The 23,405-nt window shown below is 71.5% G+C and carries 20 protein-coding genes; 13 read left to right on the forward strand and 7 right to left on the reverse strand.

Going from position 1 to position 23,405, the window contains the following annotated elements:
* The first annotated feature begins 169 nt into the window (after positions 1-169).
* The 7 genes from ACQEVC_RS26505 to ACQEVC_RS26535 all read left to right on the forward strand — a co-directional run bounded on the left by ACQEVC_RS26505 (position 170) and on the right by ACQEVC_RS26535 (position 6,766).
* Positions 170-1,219: a sugar ABC transporter substrate-binding protein gene (locus tag ACQEVC_RS26505; RefSeq protein ID WP_432882479.1), complete on the forward strand. Its 1,050-nt coding sequence runs from the start codon at positions 170-172 to the stop codon at positions 1,217-1,219.
* Positions 1,219-2,751 carry a sugar ABC transporter ATP-binding protein gene (locus tag ACQEVC_RS26510; RefSeq protein WP_432882481.1) on the forward strand — a complete coding sequence of 511 codons (1,533 nt, stop codon included), beginning with the start codon at positions 1,219-1,221 and terminating at the stop codon, positions 2,749-2,751. Before ACQEVC_RS26505 ends, ACQEVC_RS26510 begins: the two co-directional genes overlap by 1 nt.
* Positions 2,748-3,779: an ABC transporter permease gene (locus ACQEVC_RS26515; protein WP_432882483.1), complete on the forward strand. Its 1,032-nt coding sequence runs from the start codon at positions 2,748-2,750 to the stop codon at positions 3,777-3,779. The genes ACQEVC_RS26510 and ACQEVC_RS26515 overlap by 4 nt, the downstream gene beginning before the upstream one ends.
* A gap of 82 nt (positions 3,780-3,861) precedes the next feature.
* Positions 3,862-4,194: an L-rhamnose mutarotase gene (locus ACQEVC_RS26520; protein ID WP_432882486.1), complete on the forward strand. Its 333-nt coding sequence runs from the start codon at positions 3,862-3,864 to the stop codon at positions 4,192-4,194.
* Complete coding sequence (locus ACQEVC_RS26525) at positions 4,191-5,201, forward strand: aldo/keto reductase (RefSeq protein WP_432882489.1); 1,011 nt, start codon at positions 4,191-4,193, stop codon at positions 5,199-5,201. The genes ACQEVC_RS26520 and ACQEVC_RS26525 overlap by 4 nt, the downstream gene beginning before the upstream one ends.
* Positions 5,198-6,049, forward strand: a complete 852-nt coding sequence (locus ACQEVC_RS26530; RefSeq protein WP_432882492.1) for an amidohydrolase family protein — start codon at positions 5,198-5,200, stop codon at positions 6,047-6,049. Before ACQEVC_RS26525 ends, ACQEVC_RS26530 begins: the two co-directional genes overlap by 4 nt.
* Positions 6,050-6,094: 45 nt before the next feature.
* Positions 6,095-6,766 carry a FadR/GntR family transcriptional regulator gene (locus tag ACQEVC_RS26535; protein WP_432882495.1) on the forward strand — a complete coding sequence of 224 codons (672 nt, stop codon included), beginning with the start codon at positions 6,095-6,097 and terminating at the stop codon, positions 6,764-6,766.
* A gap of 69 nt (positions 6,767-6,835) precedes the next feature.
* Here the strand turns inward: ACQEVC_RS26535 and ACQEVC_RS26540 are convergent, their stop codons facing one another.
* Together ACQEVC_RS26540 and ACQEVC_RS26545 are read right to left on the reverse strand one after the other, a co-directional pair.
* Positions 6,836-7,387, reverse strand: a complete 552-nt coding sequence (locus tag ACQEVC_RS26540; protein WP_432882498.1) for a hypothetical protein — start codon at positions 7,385-7,387, stop codon at positions 6,836-6,838.
* Between the two features lie 103 nt (positions 7,388-7,490).
* Positions 7,491-8,441 (reverse strand): AraC family transcriptional regulator, encoded by a 951-nt coding sequence (locus tag ACQEVC_RS26545; protein ID WP_432882500.1) that lies wholly within the window; start codon positions 8,439-8,441, stop codon positions 7,491-7,493.
* A gap of 73 nt (positions 8,442-8,514) precedes the next feature.
* Here ACQEVC_RS26545 and ACQEVC_RS26550 point away from each other — a divergent pair, with 73 nt between their 5' ends.
* Positions 8,515-9,519 carry an SDR family NAD(P)-dependent oxidoreductase gene (locus tag ACQEVC_RS26550; RefSeq protein WP_432882502.1) on the forward strand — a complete coding sequence of 335 codons (1,005 nt, stop codon included), beginning with the start codon at positions 8,515-8,517 and terminating at the stop codon, positions 9,517-9,519.
* 43 nt (positions 9,520-9,562) lie between these two features.
* Here the strand turns inward: ACQEVC_RS26550 and ACQEVC_RS26555 are convergent, their stop codons facing one another.
* Complete coding sequence (locus ACQEVC_RS26555; protein ID WP_432882505.1) at positions 9,563-10,324, reverse strand: PIG-L deacetylase family protein; 762 nt, start codon at positions 10,322-10,324, stop codon at positions 9,563-9,565.
* Between the two features lie 206 nt (positions 10,325-10,530).
* A complete protein-coding gene (locus ACQEVC_RS26560; protein WP_432882508.1) occupies positions 10,531-11,553 on the reverse strand; it encodes a zinc-dependent alcohol dehydrogenase in 1,023 nt (340 codons plus the stop codon).
* Positions 11,554-11,655: 102 nt separating this feature from the next.
* Between ACQEVC_RS26560 and ACQEVC_RS26565 the strand changes: the two genes are divergently transcribed.
* Entirely contained in the window at positions 11,656-13,371 is a 1,716-nt protein-coding gene (locus tag ACQEVC_RS26565) for a dihydroxy-acid dehydratase (protein WP_432882511.1), read from the forward strand.
* A 21-nt stretch (positions 13,372-13,392) separates the two neighbouring features.
* Here ACQEVC_RS26565 and ACQEVC_RS26570 read toward each other — a convergent pair whose 3' ends face one another.
* From ACQEVC_RS26570 to ACQEVC_RS26580, 3 genes are all read right to left on the reverse strand, one after another.
* The gene (locus ACQEVC_RS26570; protein WP_432882513.1) at positions 13,393-14,355 is read right to left on the reverse strand and encodes an NAD(P)H-dependent flavin oxidoreductase; all 963 of its coding nucleotides are present in this window, start codon (positions 14,353-14,355) and stop codon (positions 13,393-13,395) included.
* Between the two features lie 180 nt (positions 14,356-14,535).
* Complete coding sequence (locus ACQEVC_RS26575) at positions 14,536-15,747, reverse strand: right-handed parallel beta-helix repeat-containing protein (protein WP_432882516.1); 1,212 nt, start codon at positions 15,745-15,747, stop codon at positions 14,536-14,538.
* Positions 15,748-15,823: 76 nt separating this feature from the next.
* A complete protein-coding gene (locus tag ACQEVC_RS26580; protein WP_432882518.1) occupies positions 15,824-17,098 on the reverse strand; it encodes a pectate lyase in 1,275 nt (424 codons plus the stop codon).
* Between the two features lie 390 nt (positions 17,099-17,488).
* On the opposite strand from ACQEVC_RS26580, the gene ACQEVC_RS26585 reads away from it, so the two are divergent.
* The 4 genes from ACQEVC_RS26585 to ACQEVC_RS26600 all read left to right on the forward strand — a co-directional run bounded on the left by ACQEVC_RS26585 (position 17,489) and on the right by ACQEVC_RS26600 (position 23,393).
* The gene (locus ACQEVC_RS26585; RefSeq protein WP_432882521.1) at positions 17,489-19,684 is read left to right on the forward strand and encodes a sigma-70 family RNA polymerase sigma factor; all 2,196 of its coding nucleotides are present in this window, start codon (positions 17,489-17,491) and stop codon (positions 19,682-19,684) included.
* A gap of 468 nt (positions 19,685-20,152) precedes the next feature.
* Positions 20,153-21,490 carry an ABC transporter substrate-binding protein gene (locus ACQEVC_RS26590; RefSeq protein ID WP_432882524.1) on the forward strand — a complete coding sequence of 446 codons (1,338 nt, stop codon included), beginning with the start codon at positions 20,153-20,155 and terminating at the stop codon, positions 21,488-21,490.
* A gap of 31 nt (positions 21,491-21,521) precedes the next feature.
* A complete protein-coding gene (locus tag ACQEVC_RS26595; RefSeq protein ID WP_432882527.1) occupies positions 21,522-22,478 on the forward strand; it encodes a carbohydrate ABC transporter permease in 957 nt (318 codons plus the stop codon).
* A gap of 9 nt (positions 22,479-22,487) precedes the next feature.
* A complete protein-coding gene (locus ACQEVC_RS26600) occupies positions 22,488-23,393 on the forward strand; it encodes a carbohydrate ABC transporter permease (RefSeq protein WP_318395639.1) in 906 nt (301 codons plus the stop codon).
* Positions 23,394-23,405: the final 12 nt, after the last annotated feature.

The following is a 23,405-nucleotide window of genomic DNA, read 5'->3' on the forward strand; positions in this document are numbered from 1 at the left end:
ACGGTCATCCGATGTAACGATTCCGCCTGCCCGGTAACAGGCCGGGAGATTGCCGGTTCTGGGTCTTGCGGGGGCAAGGGCGGACTGATAGACATCCGATGTATTACCCGCGTGTTTCCGATTGCCTCCAAGAATTGCCCACCGTATCCGCACCGGATGGAGGACCACAGTGAGACATACCGCCAAGTCCCTGGCGGGGATCGCGATGGCCGCGACTCTCGCCGTCGGCACCGTCGCCTGCGGCGAGTCGTCGTCGAGCGGGACGGGTGGCCAGACCGGCAGCAGCCCGCAGATCGGCATCGACCTGCCCCGCGCCGACTCCGACTTCTGGAACTCCTACGCCAAGTACGTCCCGCAGTTCGCCGACGAGTACGACATCAACCTGATGGCGCCGACCAACTCGCAGAACGACGTCGCCAAGCTGGTGGCGAACGTGCAGGCGATGGTGAGCCAGGGTGCCAAGGCGATCGTGATGGCGCCGCAGGACACCGGCGCGATCGCCTCCACGCTGACCACTCTGGAGTCGAAGAAGATCCCGGTGGTCTCCGTCGACACCCGTCCCGACAAGGGCAAGGTCTTCATGGTGGTCCGGGCCGACAACCGGGCGTACGGCCAGAAGGCGTGCGAGTTCCTCGGCGAGAAGCTCGGCGGCAAGGGCAAGGTGATCGAGTTCCAGGGTTCGCTCTCCTCGATCAACGGCCGGGACCGCTCCGAGGCGTTCGCCGAGTGCATGAAGACGAAGTTCCCCGGGATCACCATCTTCGAGGAGCCGACCGAGTGGGAGGGGCCGAAGGCCGCCGCCGCGCTACAGACCCGGCTCGCCCAGCACCCCGACATCAAGGGCATCTACATGCAGGCCGGCGGCGTCTTCCTGGCGCCGACCCTCCAGGTGCTGAAGGCCAAGAACCTGCTGGTGCCACCGACCGACCCCAAGCACATCTTCGTCGTCTCCAACGACGGCATCCCGCAGGAGTTCGAGGCGATTCGCAAGGGCGAGATCGACGCCACCGTCTCGCAGCCCGCCGACCTCTACGCCAAGTGGGCGCTCTATTACGCCAAGGCGGCGGCCGAGGGCAAGACCTTCCAGCCCGGCCCGACCGACCACAACAGCACCATCATCGACGTCGGCAACGGCCTTGAGGACCAGATCGCCGCCCCGCTGGTCACCAAGGAGAACGTCGACGATCCGGCGCTCTGGGGAAACCAGATCGGCAAGTGATGACCGGTCAGACGCAGACCGCAGGCACCGTGGCCGGGGCCGTCGCCCCGGCCGCGGAGGCCCGCGACATCTCGAAACGGTACGGCGCGACGGTCGCCCTGCACGCCGCCGGCATCAGCATCGCAGCGGGCGAGACACACGCCCTGGTCGGGCGTAACGGCGCCGGCAAGTCCACCCTGGTCTCGATCCTGACCGGGCTGCAGCGGCCGGACAGCGGCCAGGTGCACTTCGACGGGGTGCCCGCGCCGGCGCTGGCCGACCGCGACGCCTGGCGACAACGGGTCGCCTGCGTCTACCAGAAGTCGACCATCATCCCCACCCTGACGGTCGCGGAGAACCTCTTCCTGAACCGGCAGGCCGGGCGCGGGCTGATCGACTGGCGCGGGCTGCGCCGCCGCGCCGCCGACCTGCTCGAAGGGTACGGCGTCGCGGTCGATCCGGCCGCGCCGGCCGGCAGCCTCAGCGTCGAGCAGCGCCAGCTCGTCGAGATCGCCCGCGCGCTGTCGTTCGGTGCCACGTTCATCATCCTGGACGAGCCGACCGCGCAGCTCGACGCCGCCGCGATCGAACGGCTCTTCGACCGGATGCGCGAGTTGCAGGCCGCCGGGGTGACCTTCCTGTTCATCTCGCACCACCTCCAGGAGGTCTACCAGGTCTGCCAGACCGTGACGGTGCTGCGCGACGCCCGGCACATCCTGACCCAGCCGGTCGACACGCTCTCCCGGGAGGCGCTGGTCGCCGCGATGACCGGCGACGCGGGGGAGACCCTGGCCGGGATCGACCGGCCGGCCGTACCGGAGAGCGCGCCGGTCGTGCTCGACGTCGCCGGGCTCGGCCTGGCCGGCTTCTACGAGAACGTCGACCTGACGGTGCGGGCCGGTGAACTGGTCGGGCTGATCGGTTCGGGCAGCAGCGGCAAGGTGGCGCTGGCCGAGACGATCGCCGGGTTGCGCCGGGCCGACACCGGCACGGTCAGCCTGGCCGGCAACACCCCGAAGCCGGGCAGCGTGCCCGCCGCGCTTGCCGCCGGCCTCGGCTACCTGCCGCAGGACCGGCACCGGGAGGGGCTGGTACCGCTGCTGTCGGTGGCGGAGAACGCCACCCTGCCGATCACCGACCGGCTCGGGCCGGCCGGGATCGTCGCGCCGGCCCGGCAGCGTGCCGTGGCCCAACGCATGATCGAAACCTACGACATCAAGACCGACGGTCCGCACCAGCCGGTCAACGGCCTCTCCGGCGGCAACGCCCAGAAGGTGGTACTCGCCCGCGCGCTGGCGAACGACCCGAAGGCGCTGGTGATGGTGAGCCCGACCGCCGGAGTGGACGTCCGTTCCAAGGACTCCCTGCTGCGGGCCGTCGCCGAGGCGGCCGCCCGGGGCACCGGGGTGCTGATCGTCTCCGACGAGCTTGACGACCTGCGCTCGTGCGACCGGGTGCTGGTGATGTTCCACGGACGGGTGGTCCGGGAGGTCTCCCGGGGCTGGGCGGATGCCGAACTGGTGACCGCAGTAGAGGGAGTGGAGGAGCCGTGACCGGCACCCAGACAATCGCCAAGCCGCCGGCCCCGGCCGGAGGAGGCCGGCCCGGCCTGGGCGGCCGGGTGCCGCTGGCCCGGCTGCGGGACCTCGCGCTGGTCCCCGCGATCCTGCTGCTCGTCGTGGTGGGCGCGATCATCGACCCGGTGTTCCTCTCCGCCGCCAACATCACCAACGTGCTGCAACAGCAGACCGAACTGGCCCTGCTGGTACTCGCCGAGGCGATCATCCTGATCGCCGGCAAGTTCGACCTGTCGCTGGAGTCGACCATCGGGCTCGCCCCGGCGCTGGCCCTGGCGCTGGTCATCCCGGCCGCCAGCAACGGGCTCGGCACCGAGCTGCCGGCCAGCCTGGCGATCCCGATCTGCCTGCTCGCCGGCATGGCGATCGGGGCGTTCAACGGGCTGCTCATCCTGCGCTTCAAGCTCTCCGCCTTCATCGTGACCCTGGGCATGTTGATCGTGCTGCGCGGTCTCCAGATCGGGATCACCGGCGGGCAGAATCTCTTCGACATCCCGCCCTCGGTGCTCTATCTGGGCAACGCGGTCTGGTTCGGCGTACCGGCGTCGATCTGGATCAGCGGGACGCTCTTCGTCGTCGGGATCGCCGCGCTCGGGTTCTTCCGGCACGGCCGGGCGGTCTACGCGATCGGCGGCAACACCGACGCGGCCCGGGCCGCCGGGATCCGTACCGACCGGGTGGTCTGGATCATCCTGATGATCGGCGGGCTGCTGGCGGCGCTGGCCGGGCTGCTGATGACCGGCCGGCTCGGCTCGGTCGCGGCGGCACAGGGCGACGGCATGATCTTCACCGTCTTCGCCGCCGCGGTGATCGGTGGGATCAGCCTCGACGGCGGCAAGGGGACGCTCTTCGGCGCGCTCTGCGGCGTCATCGTCCTCGGCTTGATCAACAACATCCTGACCCTCGCCGGGGTCTCCGCCCAGTGGATCCAGGCCATCTACGGCGCCATCATCCTGATCGCGCTGATCCTGGCCCGGCTCACCTCCGGCAAGGCGCAGGACTAGCGGACCGACCGGTCCGGTGTGCCCGCCGACGGCACACCGGACCGGTCCCGACCGGACAGGCATCGGAAGGAGCTTCGCAGCCATGCAGCGGATCGCCCTGCACACCCGGCTCAGGCCGGGGCGGGAGGCCGAGTACGACCGCGTCCACCAGGTCATCCCCGCCGAGCTGGACGGCGCGCTGCGCGCAGCCGGGGTGCGGAGCTGGCGGATCTGGCGGGACGGGCGCGACCTGTTCCACCTGGTGGAGGTCTCCGACTACCAGCGGATGCGGCACGAACTGCGCGACCATCCGGCGAACGTGCCGTGGCAGGCTCGGATGGCGGAGCTGCTGGAGGTGCGGGACGACTACTCCGGCGACGACTCGGGCCTGTCGCTGGTCTGGGAGTTGCCGGTACGCGACGAGGAGGCGGCATGACGGGGATCAGGGTGGGGCACTCCAAGGTGGTCGTGAGCCCGCTGGGCCTCGGCTGTGCCCCGATCGGCAACCTCTACACGGCGGTCGGCGAGGCCGAGGCGATGGCGACGGTGGCGGCGGCCTGGGAATCCGGGATCCGCTACTTCGACACCGCCCCGCACTACGGCCTCGGGCTCTCCGAGCGGCGGCTCGGCGACGCGCTGCGTACGCTGCCGCGCGAGGAATACACCGTGAGCAGCAAGGTGGGGCGGCTGCTGGTACCGGACCGGTCCGGGGCGGGGCGGCGGGACGACGAGGGTTTCGACGTACCGGCCGACCACCGGCGGCTCTGGGACTTCAGCGCCGACGGGGTCCGGCGGTCGCTGGAGGCGAGCCTGGTCCGGCTCGGCCTGGACCGGATCGACCTGGTGCTGATCCACGACCCGGAGGACCACCAGACACAGGCGCTGGAGCAGGGCTATCCGGCCCTGCACGAGCTGCGGGCCCAGGGCGTCGTCGGGGCCATCGGGGTCGGCTCGAAGCAGTGGCAGGTGCTGCACCGGTTCGTCGCCGAGACCGAGGTCGACGCGGTGATGGTGGCCGGCCGGTACACGCTGCTGGAGCAGCCGGCGCTGGACAGCCTGCTGCCGGAGTGCGGCCGGCGCGGCGTGTCGGTGCTGAACGCGGGCGTCTTCAACAGCGGACTGCTCGCCGTCGAGCGGCCGCACGCCGGGCTTCCGTACGACTACGCCGACGCCCCGGCCGAGATTCTGGAGCGGGCCCGGGCGATCGCCACCCTCTGCACCGAACACGGCACCACGCTGCCGGCGGCGGCGCTCGCCTTCGCCGCCGCCCACCCGGCGGTCGCCTCCGTGGTGGTCGGCGCGCACAACCCCGAGCAGGTACGCCGGAACGCCGCGCTCTACGCGGCCGAGCCGCCGTCCGGGGAGTTCTGGTCGGAGCTGGTCGCCGTGGGACTGCTCCGCCCGGACGCGCCCGTCCCCACCCAACGGGTCGGTACGCCGTGATCGTCGACGCGCACCACCACCTGTGGCGGATCGAGGACGGCTACCGGTGGCTGGACGCGCCGGAGCTGGCCCCGATCCGCCGCTCCTTCCTCCCCGCTGACCTGGTCACCGAGCTGGCGGCGGCCGGGGTCGACCGGACGGTACTGGTCGAGGGCGGCCGGTGCGACACCGCCGAGGCGGAGATCCTGCTCGGCCACGCCGCCGAGTGTCCGGCGATCGCCGGAGTGGTCGCCTGGGCGGACCCGGCCGATCCGGAGCTGGCCGACACCATCGCCGGCTACCGCCGGCTGCCCGGTGCCGAGCTGCTGGTCGGGATCCGGCCGCAGGTGCAGGCCGAGACCGATCCGGGCTACCTGGACCGGCCGGAGGTGCGGCGCGGGCTGCGTACCATCGCGGAAGCCGGACTGGCCTTCGACGTGGTGTGCCGGGCGGACCAGTTGCCGGCGGTGGCCCGGGCCGCCCGGGAGGTGCCGGAGCTGCGGTTCGTGCTGGACCACCTGGGCAAGCCGGCGATCCGCGACGGTGCGGCCGGGTTGGCCGCCTGGTCCGGTCCGGTCGCCGAGCTGGCGGCCGTGCCGAACGCGACCGCGAAGCTCTCGGGGCTGGTGACCGAGGCGGACTGGGGGCGGTGGCTCCCGGCGGACCTGCGGCCGTTCGTGGCCGAGGCGGTCCGGCTGTTCGGGCCGGAGCGGCTGATGTTCGGTTCGGACTGGCCGGTCTGCCGACTCGCCGCCGGTTACGGCGCGGTGTTGTCGGCGCTGACCGAGGTGCTGCCGCCGCTGTCGACGGCCGAGCGGTCGGCAGTCTTCGGCGAAACGGCGGTGCGGACCTACCGGCTCGGCACCTAGCCGGCGCCTAGTCTTCGCGGTACGGAAGGACGTTGGAGGAAACGCGTGGCGGTCACAGACGAGGCGATCGACAAAATCAAACAGATGATCGTCGCCGGCGAACTGCGCCCCGGTGACCGGCTGCCCCGGGAACCCGACCTGGCCGAGCGGCTCGGCCTGTCCCGCAACTCGCTGCGGGAGGCGGTCAAGGCGCTCTCGCTGATCCGGGTCCTCGACGTACGCCAGGGCGACGGCACCTATGTGACGAGCCTCGACCCGGCGCTGCTGCTGGACGCGTTGAGCTTTGTCGTCGACTTCCACCGCGACGACACCGTGCTCGAATTCCTGGAGGTACGCCGGATCCTGGAGCCGGCCGCGACGGCGCTGGCCGCGCAGCGGATGACCGAGGAGCAGTTGGGCAAGCTGCGAGATGTGCTGGACGGGCTCGGGGAGGATCCGAGCATCGACGAGCTGGTCGCGAACGACCTGGAGTTCCATCGGCAGATCGCGGCCTGTGCCGGCAACAACGTGTTGACGTCGTTGCTGGACAGCCTCTCCGGGCCGACGACCCGGGCCCGGGTGTGGCGCGGGCTCACCCAGGAGGGTGCGGTCAGCAAGACCCGGGAGCAGCATGCGGCGATCCTGGACGCGGTCGCGTCGGGGCAGCCGGAGCTGGCCCGGGCGTGGGCGACGGTGCACGTCGCCGGGGTGGAGGAGTGGCTGCGCCGGGTGCTCTGACGCCCCCCGTCGACATCGTCGTCGGGGCAGGCATCCTCAGCGGGGGCAGGGGCATCCGGGCGAGGCTGGTCACGGCACCGGGTCGGCCGAGCTGGCCTGGCGGCGCCCACCACGTCGTTGCAGCAGCCGCGCCACGACCATGGGCAGCAGGTGCAGCACGACGATGAGCACGGCGGCCAGCGAGGCGGTCTGACCGGCTGAAAGCCCCTGCAGCGCGAGCACCAACCATGCGCATGCGCCGGTGACCAGCGCGTTGATCGCAAGCCGCAGCACAATCCCGCGAGTCGACGTGTCCGTGCCGGCCGCGTCGGGCTTGGCGGCGTTCCGCCGCAGGTTCGTGACCGTCGCCGCGACCGCCATCAGGATGGCGAACTGGAGCGCCCAGAAGGCGGTCCTGCCGACGCTGGCCCCGCCGGTCACCGAGGGCGCGGCGACGGTCGTGACCGCGAACACGGCGAAGGCCGGAATCCAGGTGAAGACGAAGGCGGACGTCGCTGTCAGCGCGATCCTTCTCGGCAGGCTCATCTCCGGCTGAACCTGTTGTCCGATGCGGGCGAGCACCTCGTCGGAGGCCCACACCAACTTCCGGGGCGACCGCGTGTCGGGCGTCGGGCGTGACATGCGGGCAAGCCTAGTGGGGTCGGTCACCGATGGCGAGAACGGGCAAACCGCCGGACTCCGTGGCCTGGATATCCGTAGCGCCGCTGTTGCCGCCCGGTGGAGGTCAGACCTTCAGAGAGGTCGTCCGGGCGGACAATTCATCGCGTACCCGGTGTCGGTAGCGCAGCGGTGACTCGCCCACCTCCCGCTTGAACGCGGTGCTGAACGCACTCTCCGACGCGTAGCCCAGTTCCGACGCCAGCGATCCGACCCGGACATCGCCGTCCCGAAGAGCCCGCTGCGCCAGCAGCATCCGCCAGCGGTTGAGGTAGGTCAGCGGCGGCATGCCCGCCACGGTCCGGAAGCGTTCGGCGAACGACGTCCGCGACATCGCCGCGGCACGCGCCAGTTCCTCCAGGCCCCAAGGCTTCCCGGGTTCGGCATGCATGCGGCGCAGCGCCGGGCGCAGCCGTTCGTCGGTCAGTACCCGCAGCCATCCCGGGGGCAGCTCGGCCTGGTCGACGTAGGCGCGCAGCACCTCGAGCAGCAGGAGTTGGCCGTACTGCCGGATCGCGAACGCGGAACCCAGCCGGCTCCCGGTCACCTCGTCGAACAGCCGGTCGAGAGTGCCGCGCAGGTTGGTCGCCGCAGCAGCCGATGCCCGGACGTGCCCGACCGGCGGAAGCGCGTGCAACAGGAGTGCCTGACCGGCCGGGTTGAGGTCGACGCGACCGCCGACCACGACGTCGTCGGCATCGCGGTCGGCGGTGACGAGCCGGGTGGAGGCGAAGCCCGGCTCGGGCCCGATCTCGTGGCGTGGTCCGTCGCCGGTGCCGCCCTCGAGTTCCAGCCACGACCGGTTGTTCAGAATGGCGACGTCGCCCGGCTCCAGCTCGATCGGCCCGTCGACGCCGTTGGTGGTCAGCCGGGCCCGACCGCAGACCAGCGCGAAGAACTTCAGCCGGCCGTCGATGGCGGCGCGCGACACCCAGCGGCCCCGCATCGCGAAACCGCCGGACAGCAGACCGCGGACCTCGACGAGGTCGAACGCCTCGGATAGCTGATCACCGGCCATCTCCGTACTATCACGCAAGAAATGCGGACTGACAACTATTCAGAGTCCGAAAGGCCGGGCGCAGGCTGGTGGCATGACAGACAAGCAGCAGCCAATCGGCACCGGATTCACCGCCGCCTCGACGGCCGACGACGTCCTCCGGGGCATCGACCTGGCCGGCCGGAACGCCATCGTCACCGGCGGACACGCCGGGCTCGGCCTGGAGACCACCCGTGCGCTCAGCAGGGCCGGCGCATCCGTCACCGTCGGGGTGCGCAACCCGGACCGCGCGGCGGCAGCGTTGGCCGGGATCGAGCGGGTCGAGATCGGTCACCTGGACCTGCTCGACCCGACGTCGATCGACGCCTTCGCCGCCCGCTACCTCGGCTCCAACCGCCCGCTGCACATCCTGATCAACAACGCCGGCATCATGAGCGGGCCCCTGTTCCGAGACGCGCGTGGGTACGAATCGCAGTTCGCGACCAACCATCTCGGCCACTTCCAGTTGACGCTGGGCCTGCTGCCCGCACTGCGCGCCGCCCACGGCGCCCGGGTCGTCAACGTGACCTCCGGTGGGCACCGCCTCTCCGACATCCGCTGGGACGACCCGCACTTCGCCACCGGCTACGACGGGATGCTCGCCTACGGCCAGTCCAAGACCGCCAACGTGCTGTTCGCGGTCGAGCTGGACCGCCGATGGGCCGACGACGGGATCCGCGGCTACGCGGTGCACCCCGGCATCGTCGTCAGCACCGGCCTGGGACCCTCGCGGGCCGAGGACGGACCCTCGGTGACCGAGGACCAACTGCGGGCCATGGGACTGGTCGACGAATCCGGTCTGCCGATCATCGACCCCGACCGTGGGCAGAAGACACCGCAACAGGGGGCCAGCACCAGCGTGTTCGCCGCGACCAGCCCACTGCTGGCCGGAATCGGCGGTGTCTACCTGAAGGACAACGACATCTCACCGCTGGACACCCCGAGGCCCATCGACTTCGGTACCGAGCCGGACGTCCCGTCCGACGTCGTTCCGCACGCGCTCGACCCGAAGTCGGCGCAGCGGCTCTGGGAGCTGAGCGAGCAACTGCTCAAGGCGTAACGCACCGCCGCGGTCTCGGCGCGATGGCTGCGGCAGCCGAGCTCTATTGGAGGCCGAGGCGGAAGACCTCGAAGCCGGCCGCGTACCTGACGCCCAGGCGGTTGCCGGTCTGCCGGGAGATGCCCTCCAGGAACTCTTCGGGGTCGAAGTCGCCGGCGCCGAGACCGCGCAGGTAGGCGGCATGCGCCTCAAGTGACCGGACGCCCAGGTCGAAGGTGTCGGTGATATCGGCGGCGTGCTTCGACAGCGGTGAACCGGCCGCCCACACCTCCCGGACCCCGCCCCACCTCTCCAGCCCCTCGTCGAGTTGCTCGCGGAACACCCAGCGGTTGGCCGCGTCGCGTACGGCGTCGAGCACCGCCCGACCGGTGACGATGTGGTCGGACATGTTCAGCGCGTTGCCGGCCTCGTCCCAACTGTCCCGGAAGTTGTTGGTGATCACGATCTCCGGCCGGTACCTCCGGATCACCCGGCTCAGGTCACGGCGCAGCGCGACGCCGTACTCCAGTACGCCGTCGGGCAGCCCGAGGAAGTCGACCTGGGACACCCCGACGATCGCTGCGGAGGCGCGCTGCTCCTCCTCACGGATCGGCCCGGCCTCGGCCGGGTCCATCCCGTCAATGCCGGCCTCACCGCTGGTGAGTAGCGCGTAGACGACCTCCTTGCCCTGCCGCGTCCAGCGCGCGACGGCTGCGGCGGCGCCGAACTCCAGGTCGTCGGGGTGGGCGACGATGGCGAGCGCGCGCTGCCAGTCCTCGTCGACGGGCTGGAGCGGGTTGGGGACGACGGGTGTGTCAGCAGTCATGGAGCCCATCTTGCTCGACGCCGCTTCGAGGCAGCATCCGCGCCACGGTTCCACGCCGTTGCGATTCCGGCTGCCCGTCCCGTCCTCGGCCAACCAGGTCGGGTAGGTGTGCCGGGACAGCCGGGCCGGCGTGACCCGGCCGCGTTCCGGGTCGCGGTCGCTCAGCGGGCTCCGGTCGCAGTCTCAGCGGCGCGGGTCGCGGTCGCTCAGCGGCGCGGGTCGACGTGGATCTTCGGGGCGGCGCCCCAGCCGGGCTCGCGCTCGCCACGCAGCACCCCCGCCACCTCGTCCAACCCGACCGTCGCCGCCACCAGCGGGCGCGGGTCGACCGCTCCGGAGGCGTACAGCTCGATGGCGCCGGCCAGCCCTCCGGACGCGCTGAGCACGCCGACCGCGGTGACGTCCTTGAGCACCAGGTCCCGGGTGTCGAGCAGGCTCGGCCGTTCGGCGAGGCCGATGTAGACGACCCGGCCACCGGGCTCCACCCGGTCGACGGCGAGCGCCGGCAGCCGCTCGTCGTTGGCGGCGTCGGCCACCGCGTCGAAGGCGAGCGCCGCCGGGTCCGGCAACGTCCGCGCGGTCCAGGCGTACCCGAAGCCGAGCCGGCGGGCGAAGTCGAGCGAGGGCTCGTCCCGGCCGAGCAGGTGCACCTCGGCACCCCGGGCCGCCGCGATCTGTGCCACCAGCAGCCCGATGGTGCCCGGGCCGAGCACCAGCAGCCGGCGGCCGGGGCCGACCTGAGCCGCCTCGACCACCCGGAGCGCGTTGCCGCCCGGCTCCACCAGCGCACCGAGCGCCGCGTCGACCGAGTCGGGCAGCGGGTGCAGGGCCCGGACCGGTACCGGCAGCCGCTCGGCGAGCGCACCCGGCCACCCGCCCCGGATGCCGATCTCGTGGCGGTCGGCGCAGAGATGCTGCCGTCCGCCGTGGCACCGGGCGCACCGGCCGCAGCCGAGCATGGTGTCACCGGTGACCCGCCGACCCAGCCACCCCTCGGCCACGCCCGGGCCGACCGACGACACCACCCCGCACCACTCGTGCCCGATCCGGAGCGGATACCGGGCATCGCCGCTGTGCAGGTACGCCATGTGCCCGGAGAAGAACTCGGCGTCGGTGCCGCAGACGCCGGCCCGCCGTACGTCGACCACCACCTCGCCCGGCCCGGCGACCGGCGGCGCGACCTCGCGTACCTCGGCCGCACCCGGGCCGCTCAGCACGAAGGCACGCACGGTCAGATCACCGCACCGGACGGGGCGCGACGTCGCGGTGCCGGCGCGATTCGAGGAAGCCGGCGTAGGCGGTACCCGAAGTTGTTCTTGATAATGGAGAGTATGCCTGCACTTCGGAGCGACCAGTGGTACGCCGGCTCGGACCGTAACGCCTACCTGCACCGGGCGTGGATGCGGCGCGGCCTGCCGGACTCGGCGTTCGAGGGACGCCCGCAGATCGCGATCGCCAACACCGCCTCGGACCTCACCCCCTGCAACCGGCACCTGGACGAGGTCGCGGCGAGCGTCGCGAACGGGATCTGGGAGGCCGGCGGGGTGCCGCTGAACCTGCCGGTGGTCTCGCTGGGGGAGACGCAGGTCAGGCCGACCGCGATGCTGTGGCGCAACATGGCCGCGATGGCGATCGAGGAGATGATCCGGGCCAACCCGGTCGACGGGGTGGTGCTGCTCGGCGGCTGCGACAAGACCATCCCGGCGCTGCTGATGGGTGCCGCCTCGGTGGACCTGCCGGCGGTGGTGGTGCCCGGCGGCCCGATGCTGACCGGTACGTTCCGGGGCGTGCCGCTCGGCTGCGGCACCGACGTGTGGCGGCTGTCGGAGGAGGTACGGGCCGGCACGCTCTCCCCGGAGGGCTTCCTCGACTCCGAGTCGTCGATGATCCGCAGCCGTGGGCACTGCAACACCATGGGTACGGCCTCCACGATGGGCCTGCTCGCCGAGGTACTCGGGATGACCCTGCCCGGTACGGCCGGCCTGCCGGCCCCGGACAGCCGGCTGCTGGCCCGGTCGCACGGCACCGGCAAGCTGATCGTGGAGATGGTCGCGCGGCAGCGCCGGCCGAGTCAGGTGTTGACCGAGGCGTCCTTCCGGAACGCGATCGTCGCGCTGGCCGCGCTGGGCGGCTCGACGAACGCGGTCGTGCACCTGCTGGCCATCGCCGGCCGGGTCGGGGTGCCGATCACCCTGGACGACGTCGACCGGCTCGGCAGCGGGGTACCGCTGCTGGTCGACCTGCAACCGGCCGGCCGCTTCCTGATGGAGGACTTCCACCGGGCCGGTGGCCTGCCGGCGGTGCTGAACCAGGTCGCCGACCTGCTCGACCCGGCGGCGCCGACGGTGACCGGCCGGCCGATCGGCGACTACCTCGCCGGGCACGAGATCAGTGATCCGGAGGTGATCCGGACCCGCAGCGCACCGCTGATGCCGGAGGCGGGGATCGCGGTGCTGCGCGGCAGCCTCGCCCCGGCCGGCGCCATCATCAAGCCCGCCGCCGCCTCTGCGCACCTGCTGCGGCACCGGGGCCGGGCGGTGGTCTTCGACTCGGTCGAGGACCTGCACGCCCGGCTCGACGACCCGGATCTCGACGTCGACGCCGACTCGGTGCTGGTGCTGCGCGGCTGCGGGCCGAAGGGCTATCCGGGGATGCCGGAGGTGGCCAACCTGCCGCTGCCGGAGAAGCTGCTGCGCCAGGGGGTACGGGACATGGTGCGGATCTGCGACGGCCGGATGAGCGGCACCGCGTACGGGACGGTGGTGCTGCACGTCGCGCCGGAGGCCGCCGCCGGTGGACCGCTGGGTCGGGTACGCACCGGTGACCCGATCGTGCTCGACGTCGAGGCGCGCCGGCTCGACGTGGACATCCCGGCCGCCGAACTGGCGGCCCGGCCGCTCGCCGAGGCGATGGCGACCGCGTTCGCCCAGCCGGCCCGGGGCTGGGAGCGGCTCTACGTCGACACGGTGCTCGGGGCGGACACCGGCGCCGACCTGGCGTTCCTGGTCGGCGGCAGCGGCGACCGGGTGGCCCGGGAGTCGCACTGACGAACCGGGCCGGGCCGTCTGTCAGCGCCGTCCGGCTCTGGCCAGGGCCTCCTCGGCCTGGGTGGCCAGGGTGCTGACCAGGTCGGCTGCGGACGGCAGGTCGGTGATGAGGTCGACGGCCTCGCCGGCCCAGACCGGTAGCGGCGGTATGGCGCCGAGGGCGACGTCGTTCTGGTAGTCCCGTCCGGCCTGGGAGTCGCCGGCGAGTTCGGCCTCGCGGCCGCGCCACCGGTCCAGGTGGGGGTGGCCGAGGGTCCGGGCGGGGTACTTCGACGGCCATCGGGAGCCGCGCAGGACGTCCAGTACGCTGCTGCGCTCGGTCTCCTCGCCCCGTCCTTCGATGATCGCCTTGGTGATCTCGGGTGGGACCAGCGCCTCGGCACTGGCCTGGAAACGGGTACCGATCAGGGCTCCGGCGGCGCCCAGGGCCAGGGCCGCGGCGAGGCCGCGGCCGTCGGCGATCCCGCCGGCCGCCAGCACCGGCACCGGCGCCGCGAGATCCACCACGACGGGTACGAACGGCAGTGTGGACCGTCCCCGCCGGGCTCCGTGGCCGCCGGCCTCGGTGCCCTGCGCCACGATGACGTCGGCGCCCAGGTCCACGGCCTGCCGGGCCTCCTCCAGATCGGTGACCTGGATGATCAGGACCGCTCCGGCCCGCCGGACGGGTTCCACGAAGGGGCTCGGATCGCCGAAGGAGAGCATGACCGCCCGGGGGTGGTATTCCAGCGCGCGTTCCACCGCACCGACGTCGATCGCCCAGGTCAGGAAGCCGACCCCCCACGGCTGATCCGTGCCTGCCGCGACGATCGGCGCCTCGCGGTCGAGCCACTCCCGATCGCCGTGAGCCGCGCCGAGCATCCCGAGGCCGCCGCCGCGAGCGACGGCCGCTGCCAGTGCGCCGCCGGCCGACCCGCCCATCGGCGCCAGCGCGATCGGATGCCGTACCCCGAACAACCGCGTGAACTCTGTCGTCAACGCCATCGTCGCATCATCGCTGCCGCGCGGTGACATTGTCTCGTTCCCGACCCGGGTCGGTGCGACGTACTCGATCACGTCGCCGTGGCGGTGCCGGGACCCGACCGGCCCGGCGAGGGACCTCGCCGGGCCGGTGGCCCTGTCAGAGCTGCCTGAAACCGGGTGTCCGTGCCGACAGCCGGGTGCCTACAGCCGGGCGCCGAGCTGGGGATAGTCGCGTGGGCGCAGGAAGTCCGAGCTGCGGATGTTGCCGTTGGCGTCGCGCGGTCCGGTCAGCGTGGCCGGGTTGGTGCTGACCAGGTCGGCCGCGCTCCACGAACTCTTGATGTCCCAGGAGTTGCCGGTGGCCGTGGAGGAGCCGAGCGAGACCCCGGCGCCGTTGGCGACGGCGAGGTTCCCGGTCAGCCGGGACGTGGAGTTGGCGAACTTGAAACCGCCGTCGCCGTTGCGCCAGGCGCTGTTCCGGTCGACGGTGATGGTGCCGGGGTTGCCGTTGTCGATGAAGCCGCCGACGGCGTTGTCGAAGGCGATGCTGTTCCGGATGGTGTGGTTGGCCGGCGGATCGGGGTCGCCGCCGCCCATCTTGAAGCCGTTGCCGTCGCCGACGTAGTCGGGCAGGTTCCACCGGTTGACGCCGTTGCCCCAGGCGGCCGAGTTCTCCACCAGGATGGGGGAGGTGAAGAGCCAGGCGTCGAAGCCGTCGTCGGAGTTGTTCCACAGCCGGGCGCCGCGTACGACGTTGCCGCTGCCCGAGCCCTCCTTGATGGCGAGCCCGTCGGCGCTCTCGCCGTTCTTGCGCGGGTCGCGGTTGCCGTACGCGTCGAGGTTGAGCACCTGGTTGTTACTGGCCGCACCCTGGATCTGGAGTCCGGACTCGTAGTTGTCCCGGGTGACGAGCCGGTCGAAGACGTTGTTGTTGCAGTCCCGGCAGAAGATCGCGTACGGCCCGTGCGTGATCTCCAGCCCGCGGATCCGCCAGTAGTCGGCCTCCATGTGCAGCACTCCGCGCTCCAGGTTCGGGATGCTGCCGCCGACCGGCGCCGGGGTGTGCGGCAGGTTCTCCCCGTCCAGCACCACCCGTTCGCCGTTGTAGTTGCTGATCGTGTACGGGCTCGCCGAGGTGCCGTCCTTCATGATCCGTACGTTGGTGCCGAACTGGTAGGTGCCGCCCCGCAGCGCGATGGTGGTGCCCGGGGTGGCCAGGTCGACCGCCCGGCCCAGCGTCGCCAGTGGGGCACTCAACGTGCCCGGGTTGGCGTCGTTGCCGTTCGTCGCCACGATCAGCGTCGACGCCGCGGCCTGCGCGGGGACGGTGGGGCCGAGACTGGTGCCCACGGCAGCGGCGACGGTGGCAGCCAGCGCCGCCGACAGTGCCGTTCGGTGCAGTCGTCGAGACATCGAGAAACTCCCTGGTGGTTGACCGGGGTGGGCGGGCCCGCCGTGCCGCGCGGGCCCGCCCGGTGCGGCCCGGGTGTTACCGGTAGGTGAGGTCGGACGAGGAGTAGACGCAGTTGGTGCCGTCGGCGCCGGTGCCGACCTGGGTGGGCTCGTCACCGTCGTCGTTGCCGTTGTACTTGCGGCAGATCACCATGGACTGGCCGGAGTCGTTGACGATGGTGATCCCGGTGAACCGGGCGGTATCGCCGTAGTTCACGTTGACCCCGGCGACGGTGTTGCCGGGCCGGGTCAGCGTGACGTTGCGGATCACGACGTTGCGCTGGTGCTGGGTCGAGCAGTTGCCGCACGAGCGGTAGAAGGTGCCGAAGTTGCTGGCCTGGAAGTTCTGGATGGTCAGCGTGCCGGGCCCGTTGTGCTGGAAGACCTTGTCGCTGGCGCTGCGCGCACCGCCGCCGTCGACCAGGAAGCTCGGCGATCCGCTGCCCCGGAAGGTGGCGGCGTCCTCGCCGACGTCCTCCCACCAGACGTTGCGCAGGGTGCACGGCCCGGAGCAGTGCACGCCGTCCCCGGCGGGAGCGCCGATGATGACGTTCTGCAGGGTGGCGCCGGAGGCGAGGTTGAACATCGGGTCCTGGTCCTCTTCCTGGCCGCCGTCGCCGATGCAGCAGTACCGGCGCATCCCGCCGTCGAGGGTGCCGGAGACCGAGATGGTGCCGTTGACGCTGACCTGCCCGGTCGGGGTGGGCCAGGCGCCGGTCGGCGGCGGGTTCGTCGGTGGTGTACCGCCGCCGACGGTGGCCAGCCGCCACTGCTGGTTCGCCCCGTCCAGGTCGGCGAACTGGGCGATCGGGGCGCCGTCGGCGGTCGACCACTCCCAGACGTCCAGGGCCTTGCCGCTGTGCCGGTTGATGAACCGGACGTGCCCGCCGTCGGAGTCGGCCAGCCGGAAGTGCTGCCGGGTGTTGTTGTTGTCGGTCATCTGGACCAGGCCGGCGCCGTCGTCGGCGTTGGGCAGTTCCAGCACCTTGCCGCTGTGCACCGAGCGGATCCGGTAGTAGCCGCCGCCGGCGTCGACGAACCGCCACTGCTGGACGGCCAGGTCGTTGCGGGCGAACTGGACGATCGGCGCACCGTCGTTGGTGGCCCAGTTGTAGACGTCCAGGGCCTTGCCGCTGTGCCGGGAGATGATCACGTAGGTGGCGTTGGTGTCGACGGTCGCGGCCGAGGCGGTGCCGACGTCGACGACGCCGATCGTCGCCACCGCGGCGAGCGTGGTCGCGCCGGCCAGGACTGCCGCCCGCCAGCGTCTGGCGGGGCGGGTAAGGCCGGCCGCCGCTATGGACTGCGTCATATCGGAGGACCTCCGGGAGCGTGGGTGGTGGTTGGGGGTACGAGGAACGCGCTTTCCTGTCAAGGCCGGAATCCTGTCGATCGATCAACCTCCAGTGCTGGTAGTGCGGCCGGGAGCCGGACCGCCGGCTCGCCGGGGCGCCGGACCTGCTCCTCGGACGGTCGCGCCGTCCGTCGCCGGTGCCGGGACGACCGGTCGGTGTGGCTGCCCCGCCGCCGCTGTTGGAGCGGCACTGTAGTAGAGCCATCGACAGCCGTCCAGATAACAGAAACCTGCCGAGAATTCGCGTCCATTGGAAGAACTGGGCGAACGCCGTCTCGTTGACGTCCGCCGGTCACTGTGTCACGCTCTGGCACAGCATGGCGCCGATCGACAGTGAGCGATGTGCGGATGGCCCGGAGCAAGGTCGAGTCACCCCGCGACACCGGCACGCTGGTCCGCGCCGCGCAGGCCGGCGACAAGCAGGCGCTCGGCGAACTCGTCGCCACCCATCTCCCGCTGGTCTACAACGTCATCGGCCGCGCGCTGAACGGGCACGCCGACGTGGACGACCTGGTGCAGGAGAGCATGGTCCGGGTGATGCGCGGCCTGCCGGGGCTGCGCGAGCCGGACCGGTTCCGCGCCTGGGCGGTGACCATCGCCTACCGGCAGGTCCAGCGCTATCTGCGGGAGCACCGGTCGAACCGGCTCCGCCTCCAGGAGGCGCCGCCGGAACTCGCCGACCCGAGCGGCGACTTCGCCGAACGTACCGTCACCGAGCTGGTGCTCACCGGCCAGCGCCGGGAACTGGTCGAGGCCACCGCCTGGCTGGCCGACGACGACCGGTACCTGCTCGCCCTCTGGTGGCAGGAGGCGGCCGGCGAGCTGACCCGGAGCGAGCTGGCGGAGGCGCTGGCCATCACCCCGCAGCACGCCGCCGTACGCCTGCAACGGATGCGGGCGCGGCTGGACTCGGCGCGGAGTCTCGTCCGGGCACTGCGGGCCGAGCCGCGCTGCCCCGACCTGCCGGGCCTGGGCAGTGCCGGAACCGGCCCGTCCGACTCCCGCAGCCGCAAGCGGCTCACCCGGCACGTCCGGGAGTGTCCGCGCTGCACACCGCACCGGCACGGACTGGTGCCGCCGGAGCGGCTGCTCCTCGGCGTCTCCGCCCTGCCGCTGCCGGTCGCCGTCGCCGAAGGGGTCCGGATCGCACTCGACGCCGCCGCGCCCGCGCTGCTCGCCCCGGCCGTGCAGTCGGCGTGGCAGTCGGTCGTCGGCACCGTGCACCGGTTCTTCCAGGTCAAGACCGCGGCGGCGACCGCCGTGACCGTGCTGGCCGGCGGCGGGTTCTCGTATGCGGTCCACCAGACAGGGCTGCCGGAGGTCGAGGCCGGTGGCGCGGCGGCGTATCCGAGCGTGGTGACCAGTGGGGAAGCCGCTGCGGCCGCCACCCCGACCGCGAACCCGGCGGTACGGCAGCCCTCGCCGCCGGCCGGTCCGGGCGCGGTCACCGGCCTGACCCGGGCCGACCTGTACGTCGCGCCGGACGGCTCGGACAGCGCCGACGGCAGCCTGGAGCGGCCGTACGCCACCCTGAACAAGGCGGTCGCGGTGGTCCGGCCCGGCCAGACGATCGCACTGCGCGGCGGGACGTACCGGCCGACCGAGCCCGTGGTGATCGACACCAGCGGTACCCCGGACCGCCGGATCACCCTCGGCAACTACCGCGACGAGCGCCCGGTTGTCGACGCCGCCGCAGTGCCGGCGGACAAGTGGATGGTCACGCACCGGGGCAGCTACTGGACCGTCCTCGGCCTGGCGGTGACGAACTCCCGCAGCCACGCGTACGTCTGCGTGGCCTGCCGGCACAACGTGTTCCGGCGGCTCTCCATGCACGACAACGTGCGCTCCGGGCTGACCCTGCGCGAGCCGGGCACCATCGGCAACCAGGTGCTCGACAGCGACTTCTTCGGCAACTACGACCCGGCCGACCGGGGCCGCTCGGGTGTCGGGCTGGCCGTGAAGTTCGGGTCGGGGGAGGGCAACCTGGTCCGGGGCTGCCGGGCGTTCGACAACGCCGCCACCGGCTTCGACGTCGGCCACTTCGCCGGCTCGGTGCGGCTCGAACACAACTGGTCGTACGGCAACGGCGTCAACCGGTGGGGTGCGACCGAGTGGCAGGCCAACGCCGACGGCTTCCGGCTGGGCGGCGGCGACCCGGCACCGGCCGCCCCGCACGTGCTGCGGCAGAACGCGGCCTGGGACAACGCCGGGCACGGCTTCGCCGACGGGGGCAATCCCGGAGCGGTACGGCTGGAGCGGAACACGTCCTTCCGCAACGGCGGTACCGGCTTCGAGGTCCCCGGCGCGGCGGCCGTGCTGGACCGCAACGCGGCCGTCGGCAACTCCTCGCCCGCCTCGCTCGGCGACGACGGCCGGTCCACTGGCAACAGTTGGGACCGTGGTGGCCCGGCGGGGATGGGGTTCCGGTCCACCGATCCGGCCGGCGCACAGGGACAGCGCCGGCCGGACGGTCGGCTTCCGTCGACGGAGTTCCTCGTCGGCGCCACCGACATCGGCGCCACGATGCGGCCACCGGCACAGTGAACCTTTCACCCTGAACCGCGCGGTGCTTGCGCACCGCGTCTGACCTTGCGGTCCACCGCATCGCAAAGGCGAGGTTGGAGAAGGTTCAGTGACGAGCCGGTCCCTGCGGGCCCGGTCGTGGCGGACCGGCACCCGGGGCGAGGGCGGCGGGACGGAGATCCGGTGGGCCCGGCCGGTGCGGGGCCACTGTAGATCCGGCACTGACCGCAGTCAATGCGCTTCGCTATTCGCGAGGAGTTTGTTTCATCGGTTGACGTAAACCGAAATCCGGTCGTAACCTGTCCGGCAAGATCGGACCCGCCGGCCTGCTTCCCCTGCTCCACAGCGCCCCGACACCACCGAGCCGGTGGGCCCGTCGCGGCCGACCCGTCGCCGTAGCCGGTGCGGCGCGGCCCGCCCGGGTACCCCCGCACCAGCCTGGAACCCGCACCGGTGGCCGCCGGCAACTCCTGAAGGGACTGGGATCCCGTGACTGACCGAACGGCAAGAGTCGCCCGGACGCCGATGAGCCGCCGGGCCGTGCTGAGGACGGCCGGGCTCACCGGCCTCGGTCTCGGCCTCGGCGCCTCGGCATGCGGCCGGGGGTTCGGCGGCGGTGACGACGCCGAGGGCGGCACCGTCGCGCTCAACATGGTCTGGTGGGGCGACGCCAAGCGCGCCGAGAAGACCCAGGCCGCGCTGGACATCTTCCAGCGGAAGAACCCCGGCGTCACCGTGCGGACCGAATACCAGGACAGCGGACCGTACAAGGACAAGCTGGCCACCCGGTTCGCCGCCGGAGACGCGCCGGACGTGATGGCGATGCGGATGGACAGCCTGCGCGAGTACGCCGACCGGGGCGCGCTGCTCGACCTCGGGCAGCACGCCGACGCGGTGGACCTGACCGGGTTGAGCGAGAACGCCCGGGCGCTGGCCGCGGTCGGCGACAGGACCTACGGGGTACCGGCCGGGCTCAACGCGATCGGCTTCGTCGTCAACCGGACGCTGACCGAGAAGTACGGCGTCGCGGTGCCGGACGGCGACACCTGGAACTGGCCGGACCTGGCGAGGTTCGCCCGGGAGGTGACCAGGGCCAGCGGCGGCAAGGTCTACGGCACCAACTTCGAGGCGTACACCCTGGCCAACATCATCGTCTTCACCCGGCAGCGGGGTGAGGACTTCTACACCGCCGACGGCGGGCTCGGGGTCAGCGAGGCGACCGTCGCCGACTGGTTCGGGATGGTCGAGTCGATGCGCGCCGAGGGCGGCTTCCCGCCGGCCGGGTTCATCGAGAAGATCGGTGCGTCGGCGGAGCAGTCCTACCTGGCCAGAGGGTCCATCGCGTCGCAGATCATCCCGACCAACAACCTGCTGGCCTTCAACTCGGCCGCCGGGGGCAACCTGGCCCTGCTGCGCATCCCGGGCGAGACGCAGAGCTCTCGTCGCGGCCAGTCCGTCGACTGCCCGCACCTCTGGTCGGTCGCCGCCGCCTCCAAGCACCGTGCCGAGGCGTTGCGGCTGCTCGACTTCCTGGTCAACGATGTCGAGGCGTCGAAGGCCACCGGCACCACCCGGGGCGTGCCGGCGAACTCGACGGTGGCCGACGAGATCAAGGCGACCCTGAGCCGGGACGACCAGGTCGCCACCGAATACCTCGGCGGGTTGCAGCGGGAGCAACTGCCCCGCTCGTACACCTATCCACCCGGCTCGTCGAAGATCGCCGCCACCCTGGAGTCGATCGCCGCCGAGGTCGAGTTCACGCGACAGACCCCGCAGCAGGCGGCGAAGGCGTTCGTCGAGGCCGGTCGGAAGGCGCTCGGCAGGTGAGGGCATCCTCCCCGGCGGGGGACGGCCGACCGTGAGCACGACGACCGGAGCGCCGGCCGGCGCCGCGGTCCGGCTCGATCCGGGTACGCCGCCGCGGGTGCCCGCCGCCCGCCGGGCCCGGCCGGGCAGGGACCGGGCCGGCTATCTGTTCCTGCTGCCCTGGTTCCTCGGGATGCTCTTCACGGTCATCCCGTTCTTCGCCTCGCTCTACCTGGCGTTCACCGACTACAACCTGCTCAACGCGCCCCGCTGGATCGGCGCGGAGAACTTCACCGAGATGCTGCACGACCCGCTGTTGCGCCAGTCGCTGAAGGTGACCTTCGTCTACACCTTCGTCTCGGTGCCGCTTTCCCTGGTCGTGGCGCTCGGGGTGGCGATGCTGCTCAACCGCGGCATCCGGGGCCTGTCCGTCTACCGGGCCGTCTTCTATCTGCCGTCGCTGCTCGGCGGCAGCGTCGCGGTGGTGCTGCTCTGGCGGTACATCTTCGGCCTGGACGGGATCGTCAACGCCTTCCTCGGCTGGTTCGGCATCGACGGACCCGGCTGGACCTCCGACCCCGACTGGGCGCTGACCACCCTGATCGTGCTGCACATCTGGACCTTCGGCTCGCCGATGGTGATCTTCCTCGCCGGGCTGCGCCAGATCCCGACCATGTACTACGAGGCCGCCGCGATGGACGGGGCGTCGAAGTGGCGACAGTTCCGCTCGGTGACGCTGCCGCTGCTCAGTCCGATCATCTTCTTCAACCTGATCCAGTCGCTGATCACGTCGTTCCAGACCTTCACCCAGGGCTTCGTGCTCAGCGGCGGCACCGGCGGCCCGGCCGACTCCACGATGTTCTACAACCTCTACCTCTACCAGCAGGGATTTTCCCAGTTCAACATGGGCTACGCCTCGGCCATGGCCTGGATGCTGCTGGTCATCATCGCGGCCTTCACCGCGCTGAACTTCCTGGCCGCGAAGTACTGGGTCTTCTACGACAACTGAGGTCACGCCATGTCGATCGAGACGAAGACTCCGGCCCGGGCTGCCCGGCGGCGGGCCGAGGAGGAGAGCCACCTCGAACGGGTGGGGAGCACTCGCCGGTCCCGGTTCACCCGGCACGTACTGCTCTGCCTGGTCGGCGCGGTGATGCTCTATCCGCTGCTCTGGATGGTCTCCAGCTCGGTCAAGCCGAGCCGGCAGGTCTTCACCGACCTGTCGCTGTGGCCGGCGGACTGGGACCTGAGCAACTATCCGGACGGGTGGGTCGCGCTGGAGCAGCCGTTCAGCGTCTACCTGGCCAACTCGTTCGTGATCGTCGTGCTGAGCATCGTCGGCAACCTGCTGTCCTGCTCACTGGCAGCGTACGGCTTCGCCCGGCTGAACTTCACCGGCCGCAAGCTCTTCTTCGCCCTGATGCTCGGCACCATGATGCTGCCCGGGCACGTGCTGCTGGTGCCGCAGTACATCGTCTTCGCCAAGCTGGGCTGGATCAACACGTACTACCCGCTGCTGGTGCCGAACTTCCTGGCCACCAACGCGTTCTACATCTTCCTGATGGTGCAGTTCATGCGGGCGCTGCCCCGGGAACTCGACGACGCCGCCCGGATCGACGGCTGCGGGCCGTTCCGGACCTTCTGGAGCGTGATCATGCCGCTCTGCATGCCCGCCTTCGCCACCACCGCGATCTTCACCTTCATCTCGGTCTGGAACGAGTTCTTCGGCCCGCTCATCTACCTCACCGACTCCGAGCTGTACACGGTGCCGCTGGCGCTGCGCCAGTTCGTCGACTCGGAGGGCCAGTCCCAGTGGGGGCAGATGTTCGCCATGTCGTTCCTGTCGCTCGCCCCGGTGATCGGGTTCTTCATCGCCGGGCAGAGGTACCTGGTCAAGGGCATCGCCACCACCGGCCTGAAATAGCCGGCCGAGGAC

Source organism: Plantactinospora sp. CA-294935, from assembly GCF_050936445.1.
Lineage (GTDB): Bacteria > Actinomycetota > Actinomycetes > Mycobacteriales > Micromonosporaceae > Plantactinospora.